The sequence below is a fragment of the Rhizobium sp. NXC24 genome (genome assembly GCF_002944315.1).
In the GTDB taxonomy this organism is placed as follows: Bacteria; Pseudomonadota; Alphaproteobacteria; order Rhizobiales; family Rhizobiaceae; genus Rhizobium.
The window spans coordinates 292,427-319,066 of record NZ_CP024314.1 but is presented as its reverse complement, the minus strand read 5'-3'; the positions used below and the strand labels follow the sequence as shown (position 1 = coordinate 319,066).

The 26,640-nt window shown below is 59.9% G+C and carries 25 protein-coding genes and 1 pseudogene; 11 read left to right on the top strand and 15 right to left on the bottom strand.

Features of this window, described 5'->3' with window-relative positions:
• Positions 1-25: 25 nt before the first annotated feature.
• Both NXC24_RS25450 and NXC24_RS25445 read right to left on the bottom strand, forming a co-directional pair.
• Positions 26-436 (bottom strand): hypothetical protein, encoded by a 411-nt coding sequence (locus NXC24_RS25450; RefSeq protein WP_104826202.1) that lies wholly within the window; start codon positions 434-436, stop codon positions 26-28.
• Positions 437-490: 54 nt separating this feature from the next.
• The gene (locus tag NXC24_RS25445; protein ID WP_104826201.1) at positions 491-2,389 is read right to left on the bottom strand and encodes a HAMP domain-containing methyl-accepting chemotaxis protein; all 1,899 of its coding nucleotides are present in this window, start codon (positions 2,387-2,389) and stop codon (positions 491-493) included.
• 299 nt (positions 2,390-2,688) lie between these two features.
• Between NXC24_RS25445 and NXC24_RS25440 the strand changes: the two genes are divergently transcribed.
• The 3 genes from NXC24_RS25440 (at position 2,689) to NXC24_RS25430 (ending at position 5,637) form a co-directional block, all read left to right on the top strand.
• Positions 2,689-4,320 carry an MFS transporter gene (locus tag NXC24_RS25440; protein WP_104826200.1) on the top strand — a complete coding sequence of 544 codons (1,632 nt, stop codon included), beginning with the start codon at positions 2,689-2,691 and terminating at the stop codon, positions 4,318-4,320.
• A 120-nt stretch (positions 4,321-4,440) separates the two neighbouring features.
• On the top strand, positions 4,441-4,668 hold the full coding sequence (locus tag NXC24_RS25435) for a hypothetical protein (RefSeq protein ID WP_104826199.1): 228 nt from the start codon (positions 4,441-4,443) through the stop codon (positions 4,666-4,668).
• Between the two features lie 195 nt (positions 4,669-4,863).
• The gene (locus tag NXC24_RS25430) at positions 4,864-5,637 is read left to right on the top strand and encodes an SDR family NAD(P)-dependent oxidoreductase (RefSeq protein WP_104826198.1); all 774 of its coding nucleotides are present in this window, start codon (positions 4,864-4,866) and stop codon (positions 5,635-5,637) included.
• Between the two features lie 159 nt (positions 5,638-5,796).
• On the opposite strand, the gene NXC24_RS25425 is transcribed toward NXC24_RS25430, so the two are convergent.
• The 4 genes from NXC24_RS25425 to NXC24_RS25410 form a co-directional block, all read right to left on the bottom strand.
• Entirely contained in the window at positions 5,797-6,567 is a 771-nt protein-coding gene (locus tag NXC24_RS25425) for an ABC transporter ATP-binding protein (RefSeq protein ID WP_104826197.1), read from the bottom strand.
• A gap of 11 nt (positions 6,568-6,578) precedes the next feature.
• Positions 6,579-7,535 (bottom strand): ABC transporter substrate-binding protein, encoded by a 957-nt coding sequence (locus tag NXC24_RS25420; protein ID WP_245464219.1) that lies wholly within the window; start codon positions 7,533-7,535, stop codon positions 6,579-6,581.
• Positions 7,536-7,633: 98 nt separating this feature from the next.
• Positions 7,634-8,479: an ABC transporter permease gene (locus NXC24_RS25415; protein ID WP_104826195.1), complete on the bottom strand. Its 846-nt coding sequence runs from the start codon at positions 8,477-8,479 to the stop codon at positions 7,634-7,636.
• 25 nt (positions 8,480-8,504) lie between these two features.
• Positions 8,505-9,851, bottom strand: a complete 1,347-nt coding sequence (locus NXC24_RS25410; RefSeq protein WP_104826194.1) for an LLM class flavin-dependent oxidoreductase — start codon at positions 9,849-9,851, stop codon at positions 8,505-8,507.
• A gap of 316 nt (positions 9,852-10,167) precedes the next feature.
• Between NXC24_RS25410 and greA the strand changes: the two genes are divergently transcribed.
• Entirely contained in the window at positions 10,168-10,650 is a 483-nt protein-coding gene (gene greA, locus NXC24_RS25405; protein WP_104826193.1) for a transcription elongation factor GreA, read from the top strand.
• A gap of 55 nt (positions 10,651-10,705) precedes the next feature.
• Here the strand turns inward: greA and NXC24_RS25400 are convergent, their stop codons facing one another.
• The 4 genes and pseudogenes from NXC24_RS25400 to NXC24_RS25390 form a co-directional block, all read right to left on the bottom strand.
• A complete protein-coding gene (locus NXC24_RS25400) occupies positions 10,706-11,158 on the bottom strand; it encodes an SgcJ/EcaC family oxidoreductase (RefSeq protein WP_104826192.1) in 453 nt (150 codons plus the stop codon).
• Positions 11,159-11,440: 282 nt separating this feature from the next.
• Entirely contained in the window at positions 11,441-12,712 is a 1,272-nt protein-coding gene (locus NXC24_RS35565; RefSeq protein WP_199773654.1) for a D-tagatose-bisphosphate aldolase, class II, non-catalytic subunit, read from the bottom strand.
• Between the two features lie 6 nt (positions 12,713-12,718).
• A pseudogene (locus tag NXC24_RS35560) lies at positions 12,719-13,690 on the bottom strand (sugar kinase); the annotation flags it as partial.
• Positions 13,691-13,733: 43 nt separating this feature from the next.
• A complete protein-coding gene (locus NXC24_RS25390; RefSeq protein ID WP_104826190.1) occupies positions 13,734-14,201 on the bottom strand; it encodes a MarR family transcriptional regulator in 468 nt (155 codons plus the stop codon).
• 177 nt (positions 14,202-14,378) lie between these two features.
• Here NXC24_RS25390 and NXC24_RS25385 point away from each other — a divergent pair, with 177 nt between their 5' ends.
• The 3 genes from NXC24_RS25385 to NXC24_RS25380 all read left to right on the top strand — a co-directional run bounded on the left by NXC24_RS25385 (position 14,379) and on the right by NXC24_RS25380 (position 15,373).
• A complete protein-coding gene (locus NXC24_RS25385; protein ID WP_104826189.1) occupies positions 14,379-14,660 on the top strand; it encodes a hypothetical protein in 282 nt (93 codons plus the stop codon).
• Between the two features lie 102 nt (positions 14,661-14,762).
• Positions 14,763-15,008, top strand: coding sequence for a hypothetical protein (locus NXC24_RS35250; protein ID WP_158704552.1), 246 nt, complete (start codon positions 14,763-14,765; stop codon positions 15,006-15,008).
• Between the two features lie 92 nt (positions 15,009-15,100).
• Entirely contained in the window at positions 15,101-15,373 is a 273-nt protein-coding gene (locus tag NXC24_RS25380) for a hypothetical protein (protein WP_104826188.1), read from the top strand.
• 101 nt (positions 15,374-15,474) lie between these two features.
• Here NXC24_RS25380 and NXC24_RS25375 read toward each other — a convergent pair whose 3' ends face one another.
• Together NXC24_RS25375 and NXC24_RS25370 are read right to left on the bottom strand one after the other, a co-directional pair.
• On the bottom strand, positions 15,475-15,816 hold the full coding sequence (locus tag NXC24_RS25375; RefSeq protein ID WP_104827832.1) for a carboxymuconolactone decarboxylase family protein: 342 nt from the start codon (positions 15,814-15,816) through the stop codon (positions 15,475-15,477).
• Between the two features lie 18 nt (positions 15,817-15,834).
• Entirely contained in the window at positions 15,835-16,602 is a 768-nt protein-coding gene (locus NXC24_RS25370; RefSeq protein ID WP_104826187.1) for an SDR family NAD(P)-dependent oxidoreductase, read from the bottom strand.
• 108 nt (positions 16,603-16,710) lie between these two features.
• Here NXC24_RS25370 and NXC24_RS25365 point away from each other — a divergent pair, with 108 nt between their 5' ends.
• Positions 16,711-17,214, top strand: a complete 504-nt coding sequence (locus tag NXC24_RS25365; protein WP_104826186.1) for a TetR/AcrR family transcriptional regulator — start codon at positions 16,711-16,713, stop codon at positions 17,212-17,214.
• Positions 17,215-17,232: 18 nt separating this feature from the next.
• Here NXC24_RS25365 and NXC24_RS25360 read toward each other — a convergent pair whose 3' ends face one another.
• The 3 genes from NXC24_RS25360 to NXC24_RS25350 all read right to left on the bottom strand — a co-directional run bounded on the left by NXC24_RS25360 (position 17,233) and on the right by NXC24_RS25350 (position 22,841).
• Positions 17,233-18,372: a patatin-like phospholipase family protein gene (locus tag NXC24_RS25360; RefSeq protein ID WP_104827831.1), complete on the bottom strand. Its 1,140-nt coding sequence runs from the start codon at positions 18,370-18,372 to the stop codon at positions 17,233-17,235.
• A gap of 216 nt (positions 18,373-18,588) precedes the next feature.
• Complete coding sequence (locus NXC24_RS25355) at positions 18,589-21,744, bottom strand: efflux RND transporter permease subunit (protein ID WP_104826185.1); 3,156 nt, start codon at positions 21,742-21,744, stop codon at positions 18,589-18,591.
• Positions 21,744-22,841: an efflux RND transporter periplasmic adaptor subunit gene (locus NXC24_RS25350; protein WP_199773639.1), complete on the bottom strand. Its 1,098-nt coding sequence runs from the start codon at positions 22,839-22,841 to the stop codon at positions 21,744-21,746. The genes NXC24_RS25355 and NXC24_RS25350 overlap by 1 nt, the downstream gene beginning before the upstream one ends.
• Positions 22,842-22,998: 157 nt before the next feature.
• On the opposite strand from NXC24_RS25350, the gene NXC24_RS25345 reads away from it, so the two are divergent.
• The 3 genes from NXC24_RS25345 (at position 22,999) to NXC24_RS25335 (ending at position 26,592) form a co-directional block, all read left to right on the top strand.
• On the top strand, positions 22,999-23,685 hold the full coding sequence (locus NXC24_RS25345; protein ID WP_104826183.1) for a response regulator: 687 nt from the start codon (positions 22,999-23,001) through the stop codon (positions 23,683-23,685).
• 2 nt (positions 23,686-23,687) lie between these two features.
• Positions 23,688-24,977, top strand: a complete 1,290-nt coding sequence (locus NXC24_RS25340; protein ID WP_104826182.1) for an ATP-binding protein — start codon at positions 23,688-23,690, stop codon at positions 24,975-24,977.
• A 184-nt stretch (positions 24,978-25,161) separates the two neighbouring features.
• Entirely contained in the window at positions 25,162-26,592 is a 1,431-nt protein-coding gene (locus NXC24_RS25335; RefSeq protein ID WP_104826181.1) for an efflux transporter outer membrane subunit, read from the top strand.
• Positions 26,593-26,640: the final 48 nt, after the last annotated feature.

Here is a 26,640-nt window from a genome sequence, read left to right as displayed (position 1 = left end):
AATCGCGGCGGAGATTGCCGGACCATCAATCGGAAACTGTAACATCCAGCCTATCGCCGATGTTGCCATCGCCATAAATACTGACGTTGATCCAAATATCACCCTGAACGATCATGCTCGCAGCGGACGGCGAGATGGAACCGCTGGCAAGCATTGCTTCAAGCGTTTCACGGTTACGCTTGTCGGCGAAAAACTTGTCCGCTTCGTCTCCACGATCGCGGCGACCATAGACATAGAAGTTTGCTCGGTCTTGGCGGATGATCTGCCACGGTTCCCTGAGGCGAGCGCCACTGGAATTGTAAAGGTCGTCGCGGCCGATATAAGCGCGGTATGTTTCGATCAGATGATCCGATTTCGCGCGCGTAATCGTCGATTGAGCGGACGCCGGCGGAACAAAAACACCGGCAGCGATGAGTGCGATGAAAAGCGCCTTCATAAACATCCTTTCAAACTAGAAGTGGCGGCTCAGCACTCCCATACGACCGGCGCGTTAATAATGGATGACAATTTGATGGCTGTAGTCCTCCTCGGTGCGAGCGACCACCTTCTGTGGTCTGCCGCTTTCCAACCACCGCACATTCCGCTGCGTATCCATCACGTTCTGGCCACTGTCCAATTGAAACTGATTGACCAGATCCCGCAGGCGGCTCGCCTCGGAGGACAACGAGGCGGCAGCGGCCGTCGACTGCTCGACCATCGCCGCATTTTGCTGGGTCGCCTGGTCCATCTGATTGACCGCCGTGTTAATTTCGGCAAGTCCAGTCGACTGCTCGCGCGCCGAGGTGGCAATTGCATCCATGACCTGGTTGATCTGGGCAACGTACTCACCGATCGACTTCAGCGACGCTCCGGTTTCGAGAACCAGTTTCACGCCATTTCCCACTTCCGTCGATGACTTCTGAATAAGTCCCTTGATCTCCTTGGCAGCCTGCGCGGCACGCTGGGCAAGCTCGCGGACTTCCTGGGCGACCACTGCGAAACCTTTACCCGCCTCACCCGCCCGCGCGGCCTCGACACCGGCGTTGAGCGCCAACAGGTTCGTCTGGAAGGCGATTTCATCGATTACGCCAATGATATTCGAAATCTGCTGCGAACTGTCCTCGATGCGCCGCATGGCTTGCTCTGCTTCCGATACTACCGTTGCCGACCGCCGGGCGCTGACATCGGCTTCTGCGGCGACATTGCGCGCCTCGTCGGTGCGTTTCGTCGCCATAGCGACATTCGACGTCATCTCGTCCAAGGCGGCAGCGGTCTCTTCGAGAGAAGCTGCCTGTTGTTCGGTGCGCTTGGAAAGATCCTGGGCACCAGATGCGATTTCACCGGTGCCATTGTCTATGCTGTGTACCGTCTGCAGCACCGCGCCGATCGTCACGCCCAGTTGACGGAGCGAAGCATTGAAGTCCTCGCGCAGCGCCTCGTATTCGGCCGCAAATTGCTCCGAAAGCTGAAATGATATGTCGCCTGCCGCCAGCCGCCGGAGGCCCCCGCCCAATGTGGTGGTCGCGAAGCGCAACTGTTCGGCCTCCCTTTCGGCGCGCTGCTGGGCTGCCGCGCGTGCCGCCTCGCTCTCGCTACGGGATGCAGCCGCCTCCTTCTCGAGCCTGACGACATTAAGAGCATTCCGGCGGAAGACTTCGACGGCACAGGCCATTTCGCCCACTTCGTCGGCGCGGCCGGCATAGGGGATATCACTATTGAGGTCGCCATCCGACAAACGCCCCATGGCGGATGCGATTCGACGGATCGGATTGGCGATGCCTGATATCGCAAACACAATGCCAGCTATGGCGATGAGTATCGCGAGCAGGGCGATCGTAGCCGTCAACGCAAAAGCGGACTTCGCGGAGGCGTCGCTCGCTGCCACAAAGCTTTCAGCCTGGTTGAGAATGAAGGCGACCAGATCCGCCACCCCCTTGTTCACCTGTTCGGCCTGCAGCTCCATATTCTCCTTGAAGAAGCGGGTCGCTTCGGATGGCTTGCCGCTATTTTGCAGCGCGATCATTTGCTCCGCCAATCCGCTATATCTGCTCAGTTCCGGCTTGATCTGATTGATCAGCTCGCGCCCACGCTCGGTGCGTACGCCCTTTTCGTATTCGATAACGACCTTCTCGAGTGCAGCGGCAGCGGCGTCGATCTGTTGCTTTCCCGTGTTCCGCTCCTCCGCAGTGTCTTCGAGGAGATATTGGGCATAGACCAGTTTCAGATTGAGAAAGTTGCCCTTGATCTCGCGAGCCGTCACAAGTCGATGCATCCAGAAGGTGCCAATCTGCTCAGCATTGGCGCTGAGCGTGGAAATCGTGCTCAGCGAGACATAGGATAGGCCGACGATGAATATACTGATGATCGCCAGCTTTAAGATCAGGGCTTGCTTGATGCTTGGACGTTTCATGCGGGTCTCCAATCGAAGGCACTCGGGATAACCGGCTTGGTGGTCGGTCAAAATGTCGCACCAGATAGATAATTTCGGATTAACTTCCCCTTGATTTTCAGGGGATCTCACGAAATCGTCGGCGATGACGGGCTTAGCCACCCACGCCGAATTGCGGATAGCAATCAGAAATTGCTCAATGCCATAGCCCGAAAACGAGACTACAACCGAAGGCGTCATTGCCCGCTAATCCTGCCTAGTCACCGCATAGCTTCGTCATATACTGAAGCGATGGGGGAATCAGACGGGCTGGAGGAACCTTGTCATCGAATTCGTCAACGCTTGCGCCGCTTAAGCACGAGACCTATCGCAGGATCTGGTTCGCGAGCCTTGCGTCGAATTTCGGCGGGCTGGTCCAAGCCGTCGGCGCCGCCTGGATGATGACGACCATCACTTCATCGGAAGACATGGTGGCGCTGGTCCAAACCTCGACCGCGTTGCCGATCATGCTGTTTTCGCTGGTTTCCGGCGCCCTTGCCGACAATTTCGACCGCCGCCGCGTGATGCTGACGGCGCAGTGCCTGATGCTGACCGTTTCCGTAATCCTGACTTTATGTGCCCTGCTTGGCTGGATCACCCCCTGGCTGCTTCTGCTCTTTACCTTCCTGATCGGTTGCGGAACGGCGCTCAACAATCCGTCCTGGCAGGCGTCGGTCGGAGACATGGTGCCCCGTGAGGATCTGCCGAATGCCGTGACGCTGAACAGCATGGGCTTCAACATGACCCGAAGCGTCGGCCCAGCGATCGGTGGCATCATCGTTGCGGCTGCCGGCGCTGCCGCCGCCTTTGCCGTCAATGCCGTCAGCTATTTTCCGCTCATCTACGCGCTGATGCGCTGGAAGCCCGCCCTCCCCACATCGACGCTGCCGCGCGAAAATCTGGGCAGCGCGATCTTTGCGGGGCTCCGTTACATCTCGATGTCGCCGAATCTCGAAAAAGTGCTTGTCCGCGGCTTCATCTTCGGTGTCGGAGCAAGCTCGGTGCTCGCCCTTCTGCCGATCGTCGCGATCGATCTGGTTTCCGGCGGACCGCTCACCTACGGCTTCATGCTTGGCTCCTTCGGCATCGGAGCGATCGGCGGTGGCGCGCTCAATGCCCGGCTTCGCGAGGCGCTGAGCAGTGAGACGATCATCCGCTACGCCTTCGCCGGATTTGCGGGCAGTATGGCGCTGACGGCGTCGAGTCCCTTCGTAATCCTTACCTGCACCGGTCTGCTCGTTTCGGGGGCCTGCTGGGTGCTGGCACTTTCGCTGTTCAATACGATCGTCCAACTATCAACACCGCGCTGGGTCGTCGGCCGCGCCCTGTCGCTTTATCAGACAGTGACGTTTGGCGGCATTGCCGGCGGCAGTTGGCTCTGGGGTATTGCAGCCGATCGATATGGTGTCTCGAATGCGCTTTACGGCTCGGCCGCGGTCATGCTGGTCGGCATTGCCATCGGTCTGCGTTTCTCCATGCCGGCCTTTGCCTCGCTAAATCTTGATCCGTTGAATCGCTTCATCGAACCTTCCCTTGGCCTGGACATCAAACCGCGCAGCGGCCCGATCGTCATCCTTGTCGATTATCAGATCAGCGACGACGACCTGCCGGAATTTCTGACATTGATGGCCGAACGGCGGCGGATTCGTATCCGCGACGGCGCCAGAAACTGGGCACTGATGCGCGATCTGGAAAAACCCGGCATCTGGACGGAAACCTACCACACACCGACCTGGGTGGAATATATCCGCCACAACCAGCGGCGCACGCAGGCGGATGCGGAAAATACCGATCGGCTGCGGGCTCTCCACGGCGGCAATGACCCGCCGCATGTGCATCGCATGATCGAGCGCCAGGCCATTCCACCCTCGGACGACGTCTTCCACAAGACGCCGATCGACCTACATCATTGAAGGCGACATCCCTGCTCTATCGCTATGACGCTGAGGCAAAACTCGCTGGTCTTGCTGTGAGCATCGATGGCATAATCGCCGCCGCCCAAAAACGGCGGGAAATGGAGCGGGAGGGAAGACATGGTGGACTGGCGAACCGATGAAATGCCGGAGGACGGAACCGTCATCTACCGGCGCATAATCCAACCATATCGCTTTTTACCTTATAAGCCGAACAGCGATGAGGCCAAGCGCGGCAAGAGGGGCCGATGGCAGGTCATGGACGAGGCCGGTGGTTGGGACAATTGCGGCGAACCGCTGGGTACCGAATGGACCGCCGAGAACCCCTTCAAGACTGCCGAAGGTTAGGCATTTGCGCCGCAACCACAAAAAATCCCTCCACCGGGCGCCGGCAGAGGGAAGTCAGGTCATAGTGCTCGTCCGGGCATTACCCGGAACTGCACTTTGCGGTGCCGAACCGACGCATGTCATTTAAGTATTTTAATCGCTTACTGGATCGCCGTTCGGGCGATCAAGGGCAAGCAGCGATGAAAGGTGATTACCATGAGCCGTGTTTTCGTTACAGGATCCACCGATGGTCTCGGCTTGGCGGCCGCGCGTGCCCTCATGGATGACGGCCATGAAGTCGTATTGCATGCACGGTCACGCGACAGAGCTTCGGCTGTCGCCCACTTGAAATCCAGGGCTTTGGCAGTCGTCATCGGCGATCTCAGCAGCGATGCGGAGACGCGGTCCATTGCGGATCATGTCAACGAGATCGGGCGTATGAACGCTATCATCCACAATGCCGGCATCTACCTCGAGAGAAGCCGCGGAGAGACGGCCGAAGGCCATGCGAAAATCTTGGCGGTCAATACGCTCGCGCCTTACCTACTCACGGCCCTGATCGAACGACCCGATCGCTTGGTCTACCTCAGCAGCGGCATGCACCAGAGCGGCGGCGGGTCCATCGATGATATCGACTGGAAACAACGCTCATGGAATGCAAGCCAGGCCTATTCGGAAAGCAAGCTACATGTCGCCACGCTCGCAGCCGCCGTTGCACGCCACTGGCCGGAGGTCCTCAGCAATGCGGTAGACCCCGGCTGGGTACCGACGAAGATGGGCGGGGTCGGAGCGCCCGATGATCTTCAGATGGGCCATCAGACACAGACCTGGCTCGCGACAAGCGACGATGAAGCCGCCAAGATCAGCGGCGCCTATTGGTACCATCGCCAACGACGCCAGCCCGCCGCAGGGGTCACGGACCCGGCGTATCAGGACAGGCTCATGGACAAGCTGGCGGATATGACAGGTGTAAAGCCGTTCAAGGCGTAGCGTATAGATCCCGGAAAAAGGCGCCGCGATGACCGAGGCGACAAAGCTTCTCAGGATGAGAGATAGACTGGCCGGTGTATAAAAGGAACGCGCCGGGGCTCAACTGACCGTCACGCTGGGCCATATCATTCTCTTTCTCAAAGGCTACTTAGCCAAACTTCAGTGCAGCCCAAAGGCGTTCAACAGTTGTTCGCGAAACCTGACGAAGCGCGCCTCGCTGCGGTTGCGCGGCCGCGGAAGGTCGATCTCGATCTCGCGGGTGCGGCCACCCTTTTCCTTGGAGAGGATGAGGACCCGGTCGGCGAGATAGACCGCCTCCTCAAGATCGTGCGTGACGAGGATCATCGTCACTTTCTCCTCCCGCCAGATGCGAGCGAGCTCTTCCTGCATGGTGATCTTGGTCATGGCGTCGAGCGCGCCGAAAGGCTCGTCGAGCAGCAGGATTTCAGGCTTTACGGCCAACGCCCGGGCGATGCCGACACGCTGAGCCATGCCACCCGAAAGCTGCGACGGCAAGGCGTCGGCGAATTCGCCGAGGCCGACGAGCTGGACATAGTGGCGCGCACGCGCACGCGCCTCGGCCTTCCTGAGACCTTGATTTTCGAGCGGGAAAGCGACGTTGTCGAGCACTGTGAGCCAAGGCAGAAGCCTTGGCTCCTGAAAAATGACGGCGCGATCTGTGCCGACGCCGTGAACGGGCTGGCCATCGATCAGCACATCGCCTCTATCCGCATTCTCGAGCCCGGCGAGAACCCTGAGCAGAGTCGTCTTGCCCGAACCCGAAGCGCCCACGATCGCCAGGCTTTCGCCGGCGCGAATGTGGTTGCTGACCCCCTGCAGCACATTAAGATGGCGGCCGTTGATCGAGTAGGATTTGGAGAGGTTCTTGATCGTCACCTCTCCGCGCAAGGTTGGTTCAGCGACAGCCATCGGCCCGCTCCTCAGTTGCCGGCGACGGCGAAGTTCGCCGGATCGTAGAGAATGTCTTCCGCCTTGAGCTGGCCAGGCTTCAGAACGCCGCCGCGAGCGAGAATGTCGATCCAGAATTGCAGGTCGCGCGGCACGGCCTTGCCGCCTTCGCGCACGCCATAACCTGTGAAATATTGCGCAATATCCGCATTCTCGCCGCGCGAGGCCAAGACCTTGGCGATTACTGCCTTGGTCTCTTCAGGGTGAAGACGCGCGTATTCGAGCGCGGCCTGCGACTTCTCAACGAAGATCTTGGCCGCTTGCGGGTGTTGCTTGATCCAATCGCGGCGCAGCACCGTAAAGCCGCCGGCGATTTCACCGAGCACGTCCGTGTCGCCAAAGATCTTCTGAAGACCACCGTTTTTCAGTGCCACGCCTTCATAGGTCTTCTGCCAGTAGCCGAAAGCCGTCACATCGACCTGCTTGGAGCGCAGAACCTGTTCGAGCTGAGGACCCGGAACGACGACGAGCTTCGCCGCATTTTCCGGCAGGCCGACAGAATGCAGCGCTTCGCGCACGGTATAATCGAGATGGGCGCCAAGCGTATTGACGGCGATCGTCTTGCCGGCCAGATCCTTGATCGATTTGATCGGGCTGCCGTCAAGCGAATAGAAGATGCTCTCGGTTACCTTGTCGATGCCATTCGAGGGATAGGCTGCGACGAAATCGTTGCCGCCGGCGATCGAGTTCAGCACCGCGGCGGTCGCAGCACCGCCGACCTCAACGTTGCCCGACGCCAGCGCGAAGAGGGAGGCCGGACCGCCCTGGGCATAACCGACATCCTTTACCGTCACGCCGGTGTCCTTGAAATAACCGAGCGCATCGGCAAGTTCATGAGCGGCAAGACCGCCCTGGCTTGCGAGGTAGCGGATGGTGACCTGATCTGTCTCGGCAGCGAAGGTAGCACTTGCCGGGACGGCCAGAAGCATGCCGGCTGCGACTGCGGCGATACCGAAAGAACGACGCGAAATCTGCATGTGAACTCCATAGATCGGATGAGATGGAAAATGGTGGCGCGTTTCAGGCTTCAGTCTCGAGGATTGGACCAACGGCAGAGCCGAGCCTGCAATGCCTCGAGGATGAAATTCGCCGACAGTCCGAGAAGTGCGAGCAATAGAATCGCCGCGAACATCAACGGGATCTGGAAATTGTACTGGGCATTCATCACCTGAAATCCGACACCGGAATTGGCGCCGATCATTTCCGCGGCGATGAGCAGCAAAAGCGAGGTGGTGGCACTCAGCCGCAACCCAACAAAGATCTGCGGCAGGGAAGCCGGCAGGACGACGCGGCGAAACACGGTAAGCGGCTTGGCACCGTAGACACGCGACATTTCCACCAGCTTTGGGTCTACTTGCTTGACTCCCCCAATCGTGGCGAGAAGTGTTGGGAACAGCGTCGCCCAAAAGATCACAAAGATTTTTGACGCTTCGCCAAGGCCGAGCAACAGGATGAACACGGGATAGAGCGCCAGTGCGGAGGTCTGTCGAAACAGTTGCAGGATCGGATCAAGGCTGCGCTCGATAGTTCGGACCTGCCCCATGAACAGCCCGAGCGGGATGCCGACGCCGACTGCTGCGCCAAATGCAATACCGGCGCGCTGGAGGCTGATGGCGATGTCGCCCAGCAGCGGGCCGCCGCTGACCCCGTCCCAGAGCGCTCGCAGGATCGCATCCGGCGGCGGCAAGACCGCGGGGTTGCTCCAGCCGAGCGAGGGCGAAATTTGCCAGAGAGCAACAAAAGCGATGATCAGGCTATAGCGCGAGATGAAACCGCGCAACAGCGCCCCTGCTTCCCGTACCAGCCTGCTCTGCGAGAAATATGGTGCGCGATAGCTCGCAAAAATAGCCTGTTGTTCAGTTTCAAGCGCCATGAGCTTTTCCCCTATCCTGTCTCGGTTATTCGGCAGCTTCCGTATAGGCGGTGGCCCAACGGCTCTGCGGGAAAGGCAGGCCCAGATTTTCGCGGAGGGTCTTGCCTTCATACGCAGTGCGGAACAGACCGCGGCGCTGCAGCTCGGGAATGACGAGTTCCACGAAATCATTGAGACCGGTGGGCAGCCACGGCGGCAGGATGTTGAAGCCATCCGCGCCTTCGTTTTCGAACCATTCCTGCAGAGTATCCGCGACCTGGACCGCAGAGCCGACGATGGTGAAGTGGCCACGCGCGGAAGCGATCCACTGGTAAAGCTGCCGGATGGAGAAATTGTTCTCGTCCGCAATGCGGCGGATCAGTTCCTGGCGGCTTTTCATGCCCTCTGTCGGCGGCGCCGGAGGCAGCGGGCCGTCGAGATCGACGCCCCGAAGATCCAGCTCGCCGCCGCTCAGCGCATTAATCAACGCCAGCCCATCCTCTTCGATGATCAGGCTTGTGAGCTGCTCGTATTTTTCGCGCGCCTCTGCCTCCGTGCGGCCGATAAAGGGTGAGACGCCCGGCATGACGAGCACATGCGAGGGGTCGCGACCAAAGCTGCGCGCACGCGTCTTGATATCGCGATAGAAGTCCTGAGCGGTCTCAAGCTTGTGGTGTGCCGTGAAGATAACTTCCGCGCTGGCCGCTGCCAGTCCTCGCCCGTCTTCCGACTGGCCAGCCTGCACGATGACGGGATGTCCTTGGGGTGACCGCGGGACATTCAATGGGCCCTCGACCTTGAAATGCTCGCCGCGGTGATCGGTGCGGTGCACCTTGTTGATGTCAAAATAAACGCCGCTTGCGCTATCGCGAATGAAGGCATCGTCGTCAAAGCTTTCCCAAAGCTTCTTGACGACCTCGACATGTTCGGCCGCCCGCTTGTAGCGGGCCGCATGGGGCGGCTGCCGGTCGAGACTGAAATTTTTTGCGGCGGCTTCCGTGGCGGTGGTGACAACGTTCCAGCCGGCACGGCCAGCGGAGATCAAATCGAGCGAGGCGAACTTGCGCGCAACGGAGTAAGGCTCCTCATAGGTCGTGGATGAGGTGGCGATAAAGCCGATGTTCTTCGTAAACGGCGCCAGCGCCGAAAACAGCGTGACCGGCTCGAAACCGACTACCCGCGCATTTCCGCCCTCAATGCCGGCGCCGAAGGCAATCGCAAGGCCGTCTGCCAGGAAATAGGCATCAAAGAGGCCGCGTTCGGCTGCCTGCGCGAGTTCGATGTGGAACTTGAGATTGACCGCCCCGTCGACCGGCTGGTCCGGATGGCGCCAGGACGCGATATGCTGGCCGCCGCCGGGAAGAAATGCACCAAGCTTGATCTGTCTCGTCATGAGTTCCTCTCCGCATTTTGAGTTTTAGCCGGGCCAAAAGCCGTATGTTAAGTATTGCGGTATAATCGATGGATTTAATAGGCTATCTGTTTTGCGACCGTCGGTCTGATGGAGAAAGTTTTTCCAGAAGCTGGAGAAATAGGGAATTTGTCGCCCACCGATGAGGCAGCCGACTATGCCAGTCGGTCATGGCAACATCCACGCCTTAGGTCGCGCTAAATAACTTCTCGCCACGCCTGCGCGCTCGCGTCTTGGCTTTCATAATCGGCCGACTATATCATCCTGTTATAGGATCGTTTGCCTTGCGGAGTTTGTTTTGGCTGTTGCGTTTACAAAAGAGGAAAGTGCGGAAACGGCGGCGGAGACGCAGCTTCCCGACCGCGCTATCTCGCCCTATCAAAACCTCGTCACCGAAGCAGGATTGAGGGCGCTCAACGCCGCGCTGCAGGAGGCCCGCGAACAATACGAAGCCGCAAGCGCTGTCGAGGATGTAAACGAGCGGCGGCGCCAAACGGCAGTACCCCTTCGCGATCTGCGGTATTTCAACGAGCGGGTTCGCACTGCTGAGGTGATAGCGGCCCCAACATCCAATGAGACCGTCGCTTTCGGCAGCACTGTCACCTTCAGCCGCGATGACGGGCGCGTGCAGACCTATCGCATCGTCGGGGAAGACGAAGCCGAGCCCAAACAAGGGACGATCTCTTATGTTTCACCGGTCGCCCGGTCCCTGATGGGAAAATCTGTCGGCGACGCAGTCATGGTCGGCGACCATGAACTGGAGATCGTATCGATCACTTGAGGGTATCGCTTGCGGGAGCACCCGCAATAGCCCGGTGCTCCCGTCTCTGGCCGTTTTAACCCGCGTGCTTCTCTGGCATAGCCGAGGAGTGATGCGACGAGATCAGCCACTTCCCGTTCTTGAATTCGTAGGTGAACGTATAGCGCGCCGGGACCTTGGTCCCGCCCTTCAAGGTGAAGGTGTAGATGCCGGTATCGAGCGCGTCGTTGCAGCCGATTTTGATCGTGCGGCTGTTGATTTTCCCTTGCGGATGCTTCTTCAGGAAGTCCACGAAGTATTCCTTGCGCTCCTGCTGCGTCAGCCGCGGCTTATTCGACAGGGTCGGCAGGAGGACGGCGTCGGGCGCGTAGTTTTCGACCACCTTTTCTGGGTCCAACGTGGCCAGCGAGGCGTTCCAGCGATCAAACAACTGCTCCACCTGAGGTTTGGTGATCGGCGCGCACTCTTCGGCAAGGGCCGGCGGCGCCATAAGAGCAATCACGGAAGCGGCAAGCAGATATTTTTTCATGTCAATCTCCCTCAAATGATTTGTCTTTTCCGGCGCTATTCACGTCGACTATCCAGAGATGCTTTGCCGCCCGCCGCGTCGCGTCTGCCGCATGGCCAATGCATTTTGGCGGGTGGCTTGCGATCCAAGGCACGTCGAAGTTTAAACAACAAGAATTCGTGGAAGGCGCAGGTAACGATAGCATAACATCGCCCATTCGCGAATTGGGCGTATCGATCGCGATGCTAGCTTTGCCGGGTCGAACGGTCCCGTGTCCTCCGCACGTTGCCTGCCGCGCTATTCTCAGCCGGCGCCGCAGGCCGCGTGATAGTCCGCGAGGCTTCTCGTCACCCGCCAAATCAAAACCTCTTCCGGATCGAGTGGCGCTTCGGCAAATTGCTGAGCGGCCGGCATGTGCTGCCAGAACAGCGGCACAGGTACGAGCCGCCCCCGCAGCGCGTCGTAAAGCCGTTCGACTGCAGACTGGGCGTCCGGCGACGTCCAGTAATATCGGATCCGGTCGGAAAGCGAGTAGTGCCTCAGCCATCGCTTCTCCCCTTCCGTTCCGTGGTAATGACGGTTCCAATTGTCCGGGTGCGCTGACATCAAGGCTTCCATCGCCGCATGGAGCGGGCGCTCACCGTAGCCCGGCACGAGATCGGAGGCGATCAAATCCAGTCCGTAAAGGGCTTCGCGCAATACAAATGTCAGTTCAGGACCAACCTTCAGAATAGGAAAGCCATCCTCTACCAGCGCACCGAGCGACCGCGTACCCTGGTAGTCGGTCGAATGCGCTTCGAACACGAATTGCGGCTCGTCGGTCAGAACCTGTTGGAGGGTTTCGATCTTGCTGCGATCATAAAGTATTACATTGTGGTTCCCGAACTCGACACCCGGCTGGACGACCAAGCCGATGGCGCGTGCAAATGCTTCCTGCAGACCCGCCTTTTCAAAGACTTGACGATGCACATCGATCGTCTGCCTGGCGGCAGACGCCGCGGTCGGTTCGATGGCGGTAAGGGCATGATCCGCACCGCCGGGCGGCGGAACTTCGGTGCCGAGGATATAGACGGGCATCGCGCCGCCGTTGCGCCTCGCCGAGGCTTCGGCGACCGCCGCAAGACGCGCCGCGCGATGCGCCGTGGTTTCGTCGTCAAGCGCCTGGGGTTCGCCCAAGCAGCCCATCGACGCATCAAGGTGAATCTTGCGAAATCCGGCCTCAACATATGCGGCGACCATTTTCTCCGCTTCGGCCATAGCCTCTTCGGCTGGACGGTCTCGCCACGGGTTCGGACCGAGATGGTCACCACCGAGCACCACGAGATGACCGGGGCAACCCTCTTCTTTTGCGAGCTTCTCAACAAGCGCGGCAAAGTCCTTGGGCGTCATTCCGGTATAGCCGCCGCGGTGATTGACCTGATTGCACGTGGCCTCGATCAAGACGGTACTGGCATGCTGGCGTCCATGGCGAAGTGCCGCACGCAACACGACGGGATGGGCGGAACATACGGATGTGATCCCCCTCGGACGGCCTGCAATCCTGAGTGCGGCCAGTTCGCTAAGATGGATCTGCATCAGGGAACGCCTTTCCGTTGCGGAGATGAATGCATCGAGTTCTTCACGAGTGCCGGCTCCTTCCATCGGGCCGCGCACGGTCACGTTTCGCGCGCCAGCCGCCGCAGCATAAGTGAGAGCGTCTTGCGCCGGCATGCCGAGCCGGCGGCAGGTGAGATAAGCGCCACCGAAACAATCTCCAGCACCCGTAGGATCGATCTCTTCGACGGCGAAAGCCGGTATATCGATGCGCTCTCCTTGCCCGTTGAAATAGGTCGCGCCGGCAGCTCCGCGCTTGAGTACGATTTCCTTCACACCAAGTTCGAGCAGACGCCGGACCGCATTGTCTTCGCCTTCCACACCGGCCGCCCGTTCCAGTTCCTCGCCGGAAGGCAGAAGCAGATCCGCAGCCGCAACGAGCTTCGCAAATCGACGCTCGGTGTCTTCGTCGAGCCTCAGCTCTTTCCGGATGTTCGGATCGACCGAAAGCGTGCCGCCGCGGGACTTGATGACGTCGACCGCCTTGTCGATGACGTCTCGGGCGCTTGGCATGGAGAGTGCGGAACCCATGACGTGCAGATGTCCGCTGCGATTGATGAGATCGCTGACGTGCCGGGTCCATCCGAAGCGCGCGGCGGCGGATTTTGCGATGTTGTAAACGAAATCTCGCGATCCGTCCTTGCGGTAACGGACGAAGGCGCTGCCCGTAGGGTATTCGGGATCGATCGATATGGCCGAGACATCGACGCCGTCGCGCTTGAGCCGATCGGTATTCACCCGCCCGAAATCGTCGTCGCCCACGGCGCCGACCATGGCCGCGCGACCTCCGAGGCGCCCGCACTGCGATATGAAGATTGCCGGCGCGCCGCTGGCGAACGGTCCGATTAGGGGCTGCGCATCGCGGAACCCATCGCCGACCGTCGTGGCCACGATCTCCACAAGGATTTCTCCTACGCACACGGTAGGACCCAGTTCGTCGGGAGCCAGTATTGAAGCCATTGCAATCCTGCTTTCGATAGCTGTTGTTATTACCAGGCCGCAATTAGCCCAATCTCGAGAGACGCCGTAGTCTCTTGAGGGATTCGACGAGCAGCCGTTCATTTGCCAGCATTCCTTTCAGATGGGTTCTTGCCAAGCGCTCGACCAACTCTTCTCCTTTGGGAGTGAGGCCGATCAGCACGCTTCGCTTGTCTTCTTCCGAGGGAATGCGGACGGCGAACCCTGCCGTCGCGAGCCTGTCCACGAGCTGCACCGCACCGTGATGCTGCAGGAGCATTTGATCGGCAAGTTCGCGCACCATAATCTGACTTCCAGGCGCGACCTTGATCACCAACAGCGCCTGATATTGCTGGGATGTCACTCCCGCCTCGGAAACCGCGGCTTCGCTGAAAGAAAGAAATAGCCGCATGGCGAGCCTGACGCCCGCAAGGCCTTCGTAGATGCCCGGATCCAGGGGCTGGGTCTCAAGTTCGTTTTTGTTTGACCGACTGGACCGCTTTCCCGAGGGCATGCACATTTTTCCTTTATTTATATCATGGCATGATATATTTTCATGACGTCCGCATTGGGAGGACGTTCGCGGGCGCGCCACACTGAGCGCTTAGGCTAGGTCCATATGCGCCGCGTGCCACCACACGCAGCGCTCGCGAACCTTATCCCAAAACTTCGTGACTGAAAGGGGCATCGCTTGGACGATCTCAATGTCAATATCGATGGATCAATCGTATTGGATCGCGACGTACGGTTCTTTGGGTCTATCGCCGGCACGGTAACGGTTCCCGCCGGCCGACGGTTCGAACTCCATGGAAGCATCGGGCACGATCTCATTGTTGAGAAGGGTGCGTTCGTGATCATTCGCGGAACGATCCACGGCAAGCTGATCAACAAGGGGGGAGATGTCGTGTTGAGCGGATCTGCAGGGCATATCCAAGATCTGGATCCCGCCAGGCCAATCCAGAAGGAAGCCTGATTCCGCTTTCGGTTCCTGAATCTCGGATAATCGAGGCTGCGGAATCTTTGGCGGATATTTGCAATCACTCGTCAGCAACGGCACACTGCAAAGAGGATCTATGTGACCGTTTATCTCTGGGCACTCTATCGGCCACGCATTGAACCCAAAAAGGGCTTTGGCGACTTAGGATATCTCATTCGGTGGCTGGAAAAACAGAGGCTTCCCGGAGAGGCGCCTTCAGATTGGGTGGTGATGCTGCTCAAAATCGCCGAAAACGATGGCCGATCTGTTTATGTCCACGACAACGGAGGCCCGGACGAGTGGACGCTGACACTCAACCGTGTTGACGCTCTGCCAAGATGCTGAGCAGAGCAGAAGCGGGAATTATGCTGTCGAGATTACGAATGGATCAATCCAGCCCGTTTCGCAGCTTATCTCCGATAAGCTGCCGGGATGGCATGAATTCGTTTTGGAGCGCTTTGGCGGTGGTTTCGGTTCTGGCCATCTCGGCGCATGCACAAGCGCTGCGGCCAAATCCTGCACCGAATCGCTTGAACGATTGCACCGACGTGGTGGAAGACGTCCTGTCGAAGACAAGGGGTCGGCTGCTATCGTTTCGCCAAGGCGACGAAAAATGCACTGTGATCATTCTCTTGCAAAAGGATGGCGAGCGTCCGGAGAAGATCATCCTGCATATCGATCGCAGTCAGGCATCCGCAGACGCTGAATAATGTTTCGGTTCCGCGCGGTACCATCGGCAGTGTCTTTTTACCGGCCGGAGATTTCCAAGGAAGAGCCGAGCGCACTGCAGCGCCTTGCGCTCGGCTCGCGCTCATTTTCCAGGCAACGCCTCGATCGCGTCGAACACGCGGGCCGTATAGGTGAGCGCAGCGCCTGCGTTGAGCGCGATGGCCACTCCCAGCGCTTCGGCGATCTCGCCCTTTGAAGCCCCGAGTTCGACCGCCTTCTTCGCGTGAACGGCGATGCACCCATCGCAGCGCGTCGTGACCGCAACTGCCAGAGCGATGATCTCGTGCATCTTCGGCTCCAGTATAGCAGTCTTGTTGCCGCTGCCTTCGATCACATGCAAACCGGTTAAGACGTCCGGGCTCAGCTTGGCGAACTCGCCGACACGGCCGATCAAGGCGTCACGGTAGGCATTCCAATCCTGCATATTGCTCATTTCGGCTCCTCACTGGCGGCCGGCGGTGACGCCGCCATCGACGGGAAGGACCGTCCCGGTGATCCACGACGCCTGCTCGGAAGCGAGGAACAGGATAGCCTCGGCAACATCGCGCGGCTGACCATTGCGGCCGAGCGGATGGAACGAATTGAACGTAGGCAGAACCTGCTTGACCTGATCGTCCGACAGGAAAGTGTTGTAAACAGGCGTCTCGACGACGGCCGGCGCGACGGCGTTGATGCGGATGTTGTAGGGGGCAAGCTCGATAGCAAGGTTGCGGACCATGGCGTGCACGCCGGCGTTAGCGGCGGAATAGGCGGCCGACGGGGTCGCCCCGATCGCTTGGATGGCCCACATGGAACCGGTCTGCACGATAGCGCCGCCCTTGTCCTTCATCGCCTTGGCGGCGGCTTGGGCGGTAAAGAACTTACCCTTGAGGATAGTATCCAGATACCAGTCGTAGTCCGCTTCCGTCAGCTCGAGGAACGGCGTCGGGTTGAAGACGCCGGCATTGTTGACGAGGACGTCGAGCCTGCCGAAACGCGAAACGGCGGCGTCAACGAGTGCCGCTCCGGTTTCGGGCAAGGCGATGTCGCCTGCGGAGACGACGACTTTAGTGCCGCTTGGATCGATTTCTCGCGCCGCGGCTTCAAGCTTACCGAGATCGCGCCCGTTGAGGGCCACTCTCGCGCCTTCCCCGATAAAACGAGCTGCCGCTTCCTTGCCGATGCCGGACCCACCGCCGGTAATGGCGACGACTTTATCTTTAAATCTCATTGCCTATCTCCAATTTGCCTATCTAACGTTAGATAGATATGGGGCATATAGTTGTTGCGTCTCCCATGCGCAAGCCCTATCTAACACTAGATAGAGAGGACGTGCGTAATGAACGATACAGCAAGTGCAATCCTGGACGCGGCCGAAGAAAGGATTCGCAGTGCAGGGTATAGTGGTTTCAGCTTCCGCGATGTCGCCGCCGACGTCGGCGTGAAGGCTTCCTCCGTGCACTACCATTTCCCGGCTAAGGAGAAGCTGGCTGCAGCGGTCGCTCGCCGCTACACGGATCGCTTTCTGGAAGCGGTGGAGAATGAGTTGGCTCAGGGCACGGACGTCGTCCAAGCTTGGCGGCAGGTTTTCCGTGCAGCCTTGCACCGCGACGGCAGAATGTGCCTCTGCGGTGCCTTGGCGGTGACGTCATACGATCTGGCGGACGAGGTCAGGGAGGAAGTGAAAAGATTCTTTGTCCTCGGAATCGAGAAGCTGATGAAGGATGGCCTCACCAAAGACGCCGCCGTGCAGGTTCTCGCCACCCTTGAGGGGGCTATGCTTGCCGCGAACATCCTCGACGATCAGTCCATATTCGAGAGCGGCAGCGCCGCCCTCGCGTAGTTTCTAGGCGAGCGCCCCCTAGCGAAACACGGGTTTGTCCTTCCACAGAGTCCCCGCGGTGAATTCGGCGTATCCGAGGCTATAAACCGCCCGCATATAGTTGGTGTTGAACGGATCGAACATCGAATATTGAACCGGCGCGTCAATCGAGGCGAGATGGAAACCGGCGCCGGTCAGCCGCGAATAGTTATAGAGAGCCGTCAACGCGCTCTGCGTCTGCGATTTGATGAAGATCGAATAGGCCCTTACGATCACAGGAAGCGTTCTGTCAGGCGTGATGGCGAATTCAGGCATGAGCGCATTGTTGACGATCACGTAGAAATCGATGCCCTTCCCTTTGACGGGCAGGAGGCGATTGGAACTCGTCAGAAAAGCTTGCGGCATCATGAGGACTTGCGACGCCGAGCCGCCGTCCGAATGCATCTCCTCGAATTGCCGCCCGCCCGACTCGGCCTTGATCATGACCGCCGGGTAAACGCCGGGAATGCTCGCCGATGCCGTCAATACATCCTGAAACAGCTTCAGGGCGTCGGGGCGCCCGCTATTGGCGATCGCGCCCATGTTCCATACGACGGCGCGCTGGCTGTCGAGATTGGTGGTCAGTACAAAGAGGCGGCGACCCTTGCGATGCTCAGCGGCAACCTGCTGCAGAATCGCGGGCGTGATGTAGCGTTCGATCATTCCTCTCAATGGTCCGGCTCGCAGCAGGCTCGACCCGAACAGTCCGACGAAGCCCTTGGTCCGGACCAACTCTTGCGCAACGCCGCTGGTGTAGAGGTCCACCAGGGTATCGTCATAGGCCGATCCGAGAAATGCGTAAGGAGCGATCAAGGCGCCGGTGCTGACGCCCGTTACGATGTCGAACTGCGGACGGTTCCCGGCGGCGCTCCATGCCGAAAGCACGCCGACGCTGAACGCGCCACCCGCACCGCCGCCCGAAATCATCAACGCGGCGGCTTTTTTGTGCGCCGTCACCGGCGCCCAGTCATGGAGATCGCCCGGGACTTCATCGAACCGGTCATCGAGATAGGCCCGGATTTCGCCGTAGCCAGCAATGGCGCCCTTGTCCGCCTCCTTCGCATCGAGAGCCCTGTCTAAGGTCTGCACGCACCCGGAGAGGGCGAGCAGAAGCGGGAGTACGATAAGAAGCGCCCGCATCGGGCTGTTGCGGGAAAACGCGAACGACCGGAGGTTCATCGGCCTATGACCTTTGGAGAGCAGGACGGCAGGCGGCATGACGCCGCCTGCGGGGGGTACACGTCCCGCGGCCTCGTTCCCGGGGGAGGAACGCGACCGAAGAGGTTGCGATAAGCATCGGCAAGCATTGCTTCTGTTTGGTGCAGATGCATCGGAGCAAGGCCTGCCGAGAGGAGATCATCTGTGGCCGCGTGCCTGCTTCTGATCGGGTTTAAAGGCGAGCGCCTCCCGGTCATTAGATGCAGCATGTGGCGCCGCGTCGTCGGCACTTTCATGACTCAGCCCGAGCCAACGCAGGAGCCGTTTGAGGACGTTTTCCAGATCGTCGACGAAGGTGAAGATGACCGGGATGACGATGAGGCTGAGCAGTGTCGACATCATCACCCCGCCAATCACCACAATCGCCATTGGCTGCCGGAAACTTGAATCTCCGCCCATCAGGCTGAGCGCAGCCGGCAGCATGCCCGAGGCCATGGCAATGGTGGTCATGACGATCGGCCGCGCCCGCTTGTGGCAGGCATCGACGAGCGCATCGAATCGGGACATGCCTTGGCGACGCGACATGATCGCGTATTCGATGAGCAGAATGGAGTTCTTCGTCACCACGCCCATGAGCATGAGAAGGCCGATGACGGCGGGCATCGAGAAACTGGTGCCGGTTACCACAAGTGGCACCAGCGCACCGCCGAGCGAGAGCGGCAGGGCCATCAGAAGTGTCAACGGCTGCAGGAAATCGTGGAACAGCAGGACCAGCACGGCGTAGATGCAGAACACGCCGATCGCCATTGCGAGGGCAAAGCTCTGGAACAGCTCGGAGCTGCGCTGAAGTTCGCCCTGTTCCACCAGCGTGACGCCCGGCGGCAGGTGCTGGAGCGCCGGCAGCGCCTTCGCCTCACGGTTGACGTCGCCCAAGATGCGGCCGTTGAGTTCGACGGAAACGGTGACATTGCGCATGCGGTCAATGCGGTCGATCTCTGAAGGACTGCCGCCGATGCGGATATCGGCAATCGATCCGAGATCGACATTGCCGTTGGTGCCGGCGACGCGCATGTTCTTGATGCCATCGAGATTGGTGCGCGTCTCAGGCGAGAAGCGGACGACGATCGGGATTTGCCGCTGCGGCAGGTTGAGCTTCGGCAGATCGGAAGAATATTCTCCGTTCGTCGCCACGCGCACGGCGCTGGCGATCGCATTCGACGTCACGCCGAGCGCTGCGGCGCGGGCAAAATCGGGCGTGATCTGAATTTCCGGCGCCTGCCTGGCCGCTGTCGATGTGACCGCGCCGATGCCCTGCAGCGTGCGCAGTTGCTCCTCCAACGCCGTGCTTGCGCTGTCGAGCGCATTGGCGTCGTCGCTGGCAAGGGTGATATCGAGCTTGGTGCCGTTGCCGCCGCTACCGACCGCCACACGCACTCCGGGGAGGACGGAGAGCGCCTGTCGGATATCGTTTTCGATTTCCGACTGCTTGCGGTCGCGCTCATCGATGGGCGTCAGCACGACGACGATCGTTGCGGAGCCAACATCGCTCGTGCTGCTGGTGTCCGGGCCGCCGCCGGAGGATGTCGAACCGACCGAGGAGAAGACATGCGTGACATCACGCAGCTTGCCGACGATGTCGGCGGCTTTTCTGGTCATCGCATCCGTCTGCTCGATGGTGGCGCCTGGCTGCATGGTGAGCGTGATCTGGGCGCGCGCATCGTCGGAAGCAGGCAGGAAGCCGGACTTCAGCAAGGGAATGGTGGCAAGTGAAAGCGCAACGACGACGGCAGTCACGGCGACCGTGGTCTTCCTGTGATTGAGAGCAGCCTTCGCGACAGCCATATAGACGCGCATGATGCGGCCATCCTTCTGCTCCGACGGATGAGCCTTCATGAAATAGGCCGCCATCATGGGGGTGAGCAGACGGGCAACGACAAGCGAGGCAACGACGGCAACAGCGGCTGTGATGCCGAACTGGCGAAATATGAGGCCCGGTATGCCACTCATGAATGCCGTCGGCAGGAAGACGGCGACCAGCGTGAAGGTGGTCGCGATGACCGCAAGGCCGATTTCGTTGGCAGCCTCCATTGCAGCATCGAGCGGCCGCTTGCCCATTTGAAGGTGGCGGGCAATGTTTTCGATCTCGACAATCGCGTCGTCAACGAGGATTCCGACCACCAGCGACAGTGCCAACAGGGTGACGATATTGAGGCTGAAGCCCGCCAGGTACATGACCAGGAAGGTCGGGATGACCGACAAAGGCAGCGCCACCGCCGAGAGGATCGTTGCGCGCCAGTCCCGAAGGAAGAGCCAGACGACCACGATCGCCAGGATCGCCCCCTCATACAGCATGTGCATCGAACCGTCATAATTATCGATAATCGGTCCGATCGTGCTGTAGGCTTCATCGATCTGCGCATTGGCATGGGCGGCTGCGAACGTCTTGATCGTAGCGTCGACGCCGGCCGCAACACCGCTGTCCGAAAACCCGTTCGAACGCTTGATTTCGACCGCGATCACCGGCTTGCCATCGAGATAGGCCATCGAAGAGCGCTCCGCGAAGCTGTCGGTGACGGATGCGACGTCGTCGAGGCGAACCTGCTGCCCATTGGCCAGGGGAATCCTGAGTCCCTTCAACGCCTCGACAGAGGGCAGCGCGCCCAGCGTACGCAATGTCTGACGAGAGCCGCCGATCTCGCCGAGGCCGCCGGACGTGTCGGCCTGCACGGCCTTCAACTGCGCCGAGACGGTGGCAGCGGTGACCCCGAACGACGCCATCGTCGATGGATCGAGATCGACATGAACCTCGCGGTCGATCCCACCGATGCGGTTGACCTGCCCCACACCCGGCACCGACAGCAGCGCCTTGGTCAGATCATTGTCGACAAACCAGGACAGTTCGGTTTCGTTGAGAGCGGTTGAGCGGACAGCATAGGTGACCAATGCGGAACTCTGTACCGTGACCTTGGTGACGCTCGGCGTTTCCATCTGCGACGGCAGATCAGCCTTGACGCTGTCGACGGCATTGCGGACCTCGTTGAGGGCCGCTTCGCTGTCTTTCTCCAGCTTGAAGGAAACCTTGATCGAGACGGTGCCGTCAGTGATCGTCGTGGTGATATGGTCGAGATAGCTCAGCGCGGCGAGACTGTCCTCGATGGTGCGGGCTACCTCCGTCTCAAGCTGCGTCGGCGCAGCACCATCGAGCGTGGCGGTGACGCTGATGGTCGGAAGGTCCATATCGGGGAAATTCTGAATCGGCAAATGCTTGAAGGCCAGCAGCCCGCCGGCGGCAAGCATGATGAACAGCAGGATCGCCGGAACAGGGTTGCGGATCGAGAAGGCGGAGAAATTCATCAGTTTTTCTCCGCAATCTTCACGAGGTCATTGTCCGACAGAAAGGCACCGCCCGAGGTCACGACCTTCGACGAGGCATCTATGCCGGAGATGATTTCCACCTCGCCATCGTTGCGACGGCCGGTTTCCACCCGAACCCTGCGCACCCGGTTGTCCTCGCCTGCCGCGAAGACGTAGCTGATGCCGTCCCGGAACACGATCGCCGTTTCGGGCACGGTCAGAGCCGGCGTGGTCTGCAATTCGATGTTGCCCGTGACGTAAAGGCCGGTGCGCGGACGGGCATCGGCTGGAAGCGCGACATAGACGATTGTCCGGCTCGTGTCGGTACTGACCGAAGGCCCGACAAGCCTCACCTTGCCTTCGATGGCATGCCCATCCGGCCCGTTGATCGCAACGCTCAAGCCTTCGGAAATCCGCGGCAGATAGCGCGCCGATACTTCGGCCTGCCATTCGACACGCTGCTGACGGACCATGCGGAACAGCTCGGTGCCGGTTGAGACGACGGCGCCGAGGTTGGCGGAACGCGAGGTTATGAGGCCATCATCGACGGCGGTGATGGTCGTCTGCCCGAGCTTGATCTTTTCGCTGTCGAGCGCGGCTTCCTCGGATGCCAGGCTTGCCGTCGCCGTCTGCTCGTCGGCGAAATATTCAGTGATTTTCTCGTCGGAGAGAGCCCCGGACGAACTGAGCTGCCGCGCCCGATCCGCATTCGCCTTGGCCTTCGTCAGATTTGCCTTGGCGGTCACGACAGCCGCCTCCTGCTTGCGAAGGTCTGCTAGCACACTCTCCTGCGAAAGCCGGGCCAGCGTCTGCCCCTTCGTAACCACGGAGCCGACATCGACCAGGACGTCGGTTATGCGCAGGCCGCTCGTCTCGGAGGCGATGATCGCTTCCTGCCACGGCTTCAGCCAGCCGCTCGCGGGAACGGTTTCCGGCCAGTCCCGTTTTGCCGGCGCTGTCAGAGAGACGGTGAGAGCAGGTGCGGCGGCCTGTTCGGCTACGGCATTGCTGTGAAACAGAAGCGCCGCCGCAACGAGCGCGGTGGCGAATGTCATGAACGGCTTTTTCAACGATGCATTCCTTGGCAAGTCTGGCATGGGCACGGCTATTCCTGCCGCGCGACCAATGCCCCACGTCGATCAGTAGCCGGACGAACGTTAAGTGCGGTCAAGTTAGTGTTAAGCTGGGTAAAACTTGGCCCCGCATTCGCATTTGTATTGTATGGATGACAGATAGGAATGACGGACGACGTGAATGAACAAGGTTCTCCTCATCGACGACGATGTCGAGCTGACGACGCTTCTGCAGGAATATCTGGCCGAGGAAGGATATGACGTCGCAACAGACACGGATGGTCGCGCGGCTATTGCCGCCGCCGCCGGCAATACGGTCGATATCATCGTGCTCGATATCATGATGCCGCGCATGAACGGGATAGAAGTTCTACAACGCATCAGAAAATTGAGCCAGGTTCCCGTGTTGATGCTGACGGCAAGAGGCGATGACATCGATCGCATATCCGGTCTGAACCTCGGCGCCGACGATTATGTGCCGAAGCCCTGCTCGCCGGGCGAACTTGCGGCCCGGCTGCGGGCGATCCTGCGCCGGGCGGGACAGCCGGCGGCCGGCGCATCGACCGATACGCTGAGGGCTGGCCAGCTCGTGATCCATCCGGGCAGCCGCACCGCTGAATGGCGCGGCGAGACGTTGGAACTGACCGGCACCGAATTCAGCCTGCTCGAAGTCCTTGCCCGCAGCGCTGGCCAACTCGTGTCGAAGCAGGACATCTCGAAGCGCGCCTTCGGAAAGCCGCTCACGCCGTTCGATCGCCGCATCGACGTCCATATCAGCAGCGTTCGTCAGAAACTCGGGCTCAGAGAGGACGGGCAATCCTGGATACAGTCTGTCCGGGGCCAGGGCTATCAACTTCTCGTGGACTGACCATGCCCCGGCTTTTCTGGAAGTTCTTCACAATCATCTGGCTGACCCTGGCGACAACCGTCGCGGTCATCATCATTATCGTCAAGCTGCTTCAGGCGGTGCCCTTCGCCAAGGAACTTGAGGAGGAACGCCGGACGCTGGTGCTGAACCTGACTGAGAACGTTCTGGTTCAGGACGGCGAAGACGCGGCCGCGCATTTCGTGCGCATGAGTGAAAAGACGCGACCGCTCGGCCTGACCCTTTCCAAGGTCGCCGACGCCAACGCCTGCACACAGGAGAAAACGGCCGATACGAGATCCGTCTTGAGAGACGGGGTTTGCTATCGCATTTCGTTGTCAACTCCGATCAGTTTCAGCTTGGAGACCTTGGCTCCCTTGATGCCATGGATCACGATCCTGATTTCGGCCACGATATCGGCGGGCGCGCTCGCCCGATATCTCATTCGCCCGGTCGTTCATCTGCGTGACGGCCTGAGTGCGCTCGCCCATGGCCGCTTTGACTTCCGCATCGGAGACAAGATGGCTGGCCGAAAGGACGAGGTCACGGCGCTCGCGCATGATTTCGATTCCAGCGCCGCGCGGCTGCAGGAACTCCAGGACGCGCAGCAGCGGCTGTTTCATGACGTATCCCATGAGCTGCGTTCGCCCCTGTCCCGCCTGCAGGCCGCCGTGGGCGTGCTTCGGCAGAACCCGGCGAAACTCGACCTCATGCTGGACCGCATGGATCGTGAGGTCGAACGGCTCGACGTGCTGGTAGGCGAAATCCTGACGCTTGCCCGCCTGACCGCCGGAGCCAGCCTGCCTCTGAAAACGCAATCCCTTGATGTCATCGAGCTGTTGAACGAGATCCTGGGCGATGCGGCATTCGAAGCTCAAGCACGGGAGGTCTCGATCACCTCCAATGTCGGCGGCATATTCCTGGCCGAAGTCGAAGGCGAGCTGATCTATAGGGCTCTCGAAAACGTCATTCGTAATGCGGTCAAATATACCGCCCCGCATTCGAGCATCTCGGTGTCCTGCGAGACGACGGCGGACCTCCTTAAGATCCGCGTGACGGATCAAGGGCCGGGTGTCGGGCGAGATGAGCTCGAACGCATTTTCCAGCCGTTCTCCCGTGGCGACGACGCCGTGCCGGAAGGTGGATATGGCCTCGGGCTTGCGATCACCAGGCAGGCGGTCGAGCGTCACGGCGGGCGGGTCGCCGCGTCGCTGCCGGCAGCCGGCGGTCTGGCTCTCACCCTTGAAATCCCCCGGCGCCCGGCGATGTTTGGCCCGACAAGCGATCGCGCCTGATCCGGCTCGACCTTCAGGGCGCATGGCGCCACAGCCGCGCGTGTCTTTACCCAATTTTACACTGTCTTAACGGCCATTAACGCTGGCGTGGCTACAGCTGGGCCGCGATCCCTGTTCCGGGGATTCCATCAAATGCCCTCCTTCGACGAAGCGCTCTTTCGTCTGCCACACAGGAAGAAATTGAATGATATCCCTGCGTTATTCCTCACTGGCGTTGCTGCTTATGCTGGCAGGATGCGTGAGCGGTCCGGATCATGTCCCCCCGCAGATGCCGCTTCCGGCAAAGTTCACGGAAGGGGGAGCCAAGAGCAATAACGATGTTTCAACGACCCGGTGGTGGACAGCCTATCGCGACAAGCAGCTCGACAGTCTGGTGGCACGCGGCTTGTCCCGCAACCTCGATGTGCAGCAAGCATTGGAGGAAATCAATCAGGCCTCCGCAAATGTCGTCACCGCCGGCGCTGGCGGATTACCGAGCCTCGACCTCAGCGCATCGCATACGGTTTCGGGTGAAAAAGGTTCGCTGCGCACGACCACAGGCACCACCAACACAACCACCGGCGAGGCCAGCGCCTCATGGCTGCTCGATCTATTCGGCCGGTACCGTCGCGCGACGGAGAGCGCACGCGCCGCTTTGGATGCAGCCTACGCTTCTGCTGATGACGAGAAACTCTCCGTAATGAAGGATATTGTGTCGAGCTACATCGATGCACGCTATTACCAAGAGCGCATCGCGCTTTCCAACGCGAACCTGAAATCCCGGCTCGAGACATATGACCTTACCAAGCAACAATCGAGTGCCGGCGCCGCTTCTCGTCTCGACGTCGTCCAGGCCGAGGGTTTGGTGCAATCGACGCGCTCGGAGATCCCCGGCCTTGAAAACAGCTTCAACGGCGAAGTCCATCATATAGCGACATTGCTCAATATGCCGGCATCGACGATGAAGGCGGAGCTGCGTAAGGCTGCCGCGCAGCCGGTATTCAACGGCACGATACAAGCCGGCGTTCCGGCCGATCTGATCCGCAATCGTCCCGACATACGAAAGGCCGAGCGCGAATTGGCGGAGGCCGTTGCCAATATCGGCGTTGCCGAGACTAAGCTTTATCCGTCCATCTCCCTGTCCGGCTCGATCTCTCCAAGCCGGGTCGGCTCGACGGCAAGCAATGCCGGAAGCCTGACAAGCTGGTCCTTCGGCCCTACCCTTGACCTGCCGATCTTCGATGGTGGAAGTCTGCGTGCCGATGTCGACAGCACAAGATCCAAGGCCAAAACAGCGTATCTAGCCTGGAAGGATACAGTGAACAGTGCGGCGGAAGACGTGGAAAACGCTCTTTCTGCCATTCATCGCGATGCACAGGCTGAGGCAGCGCTGCGCAATCAGGTCAAGACGGCGCGGGAATCCCTGCGGCTTTCGACCACGAGTTACAAAGATGGGGCATCCTCATTGCTCGACGTCCTGACTTCGCAGCGTGACGTTTCCGATGCGCAGGCAAGTCTTGCGGAAGCCATTCAGACGCTTGCCAAGGACTATGTCGACCTCCACGTCGCCATAGGTGCGGGTTATCGTTCTCAAGAAGCGACGTTGAACTCAGCAGCGCCGGCAGCGGCACCATGAGTAGCAATGGCGATTGAAGTAAACGCTTGAGTATTTAGCCGTCGTGCC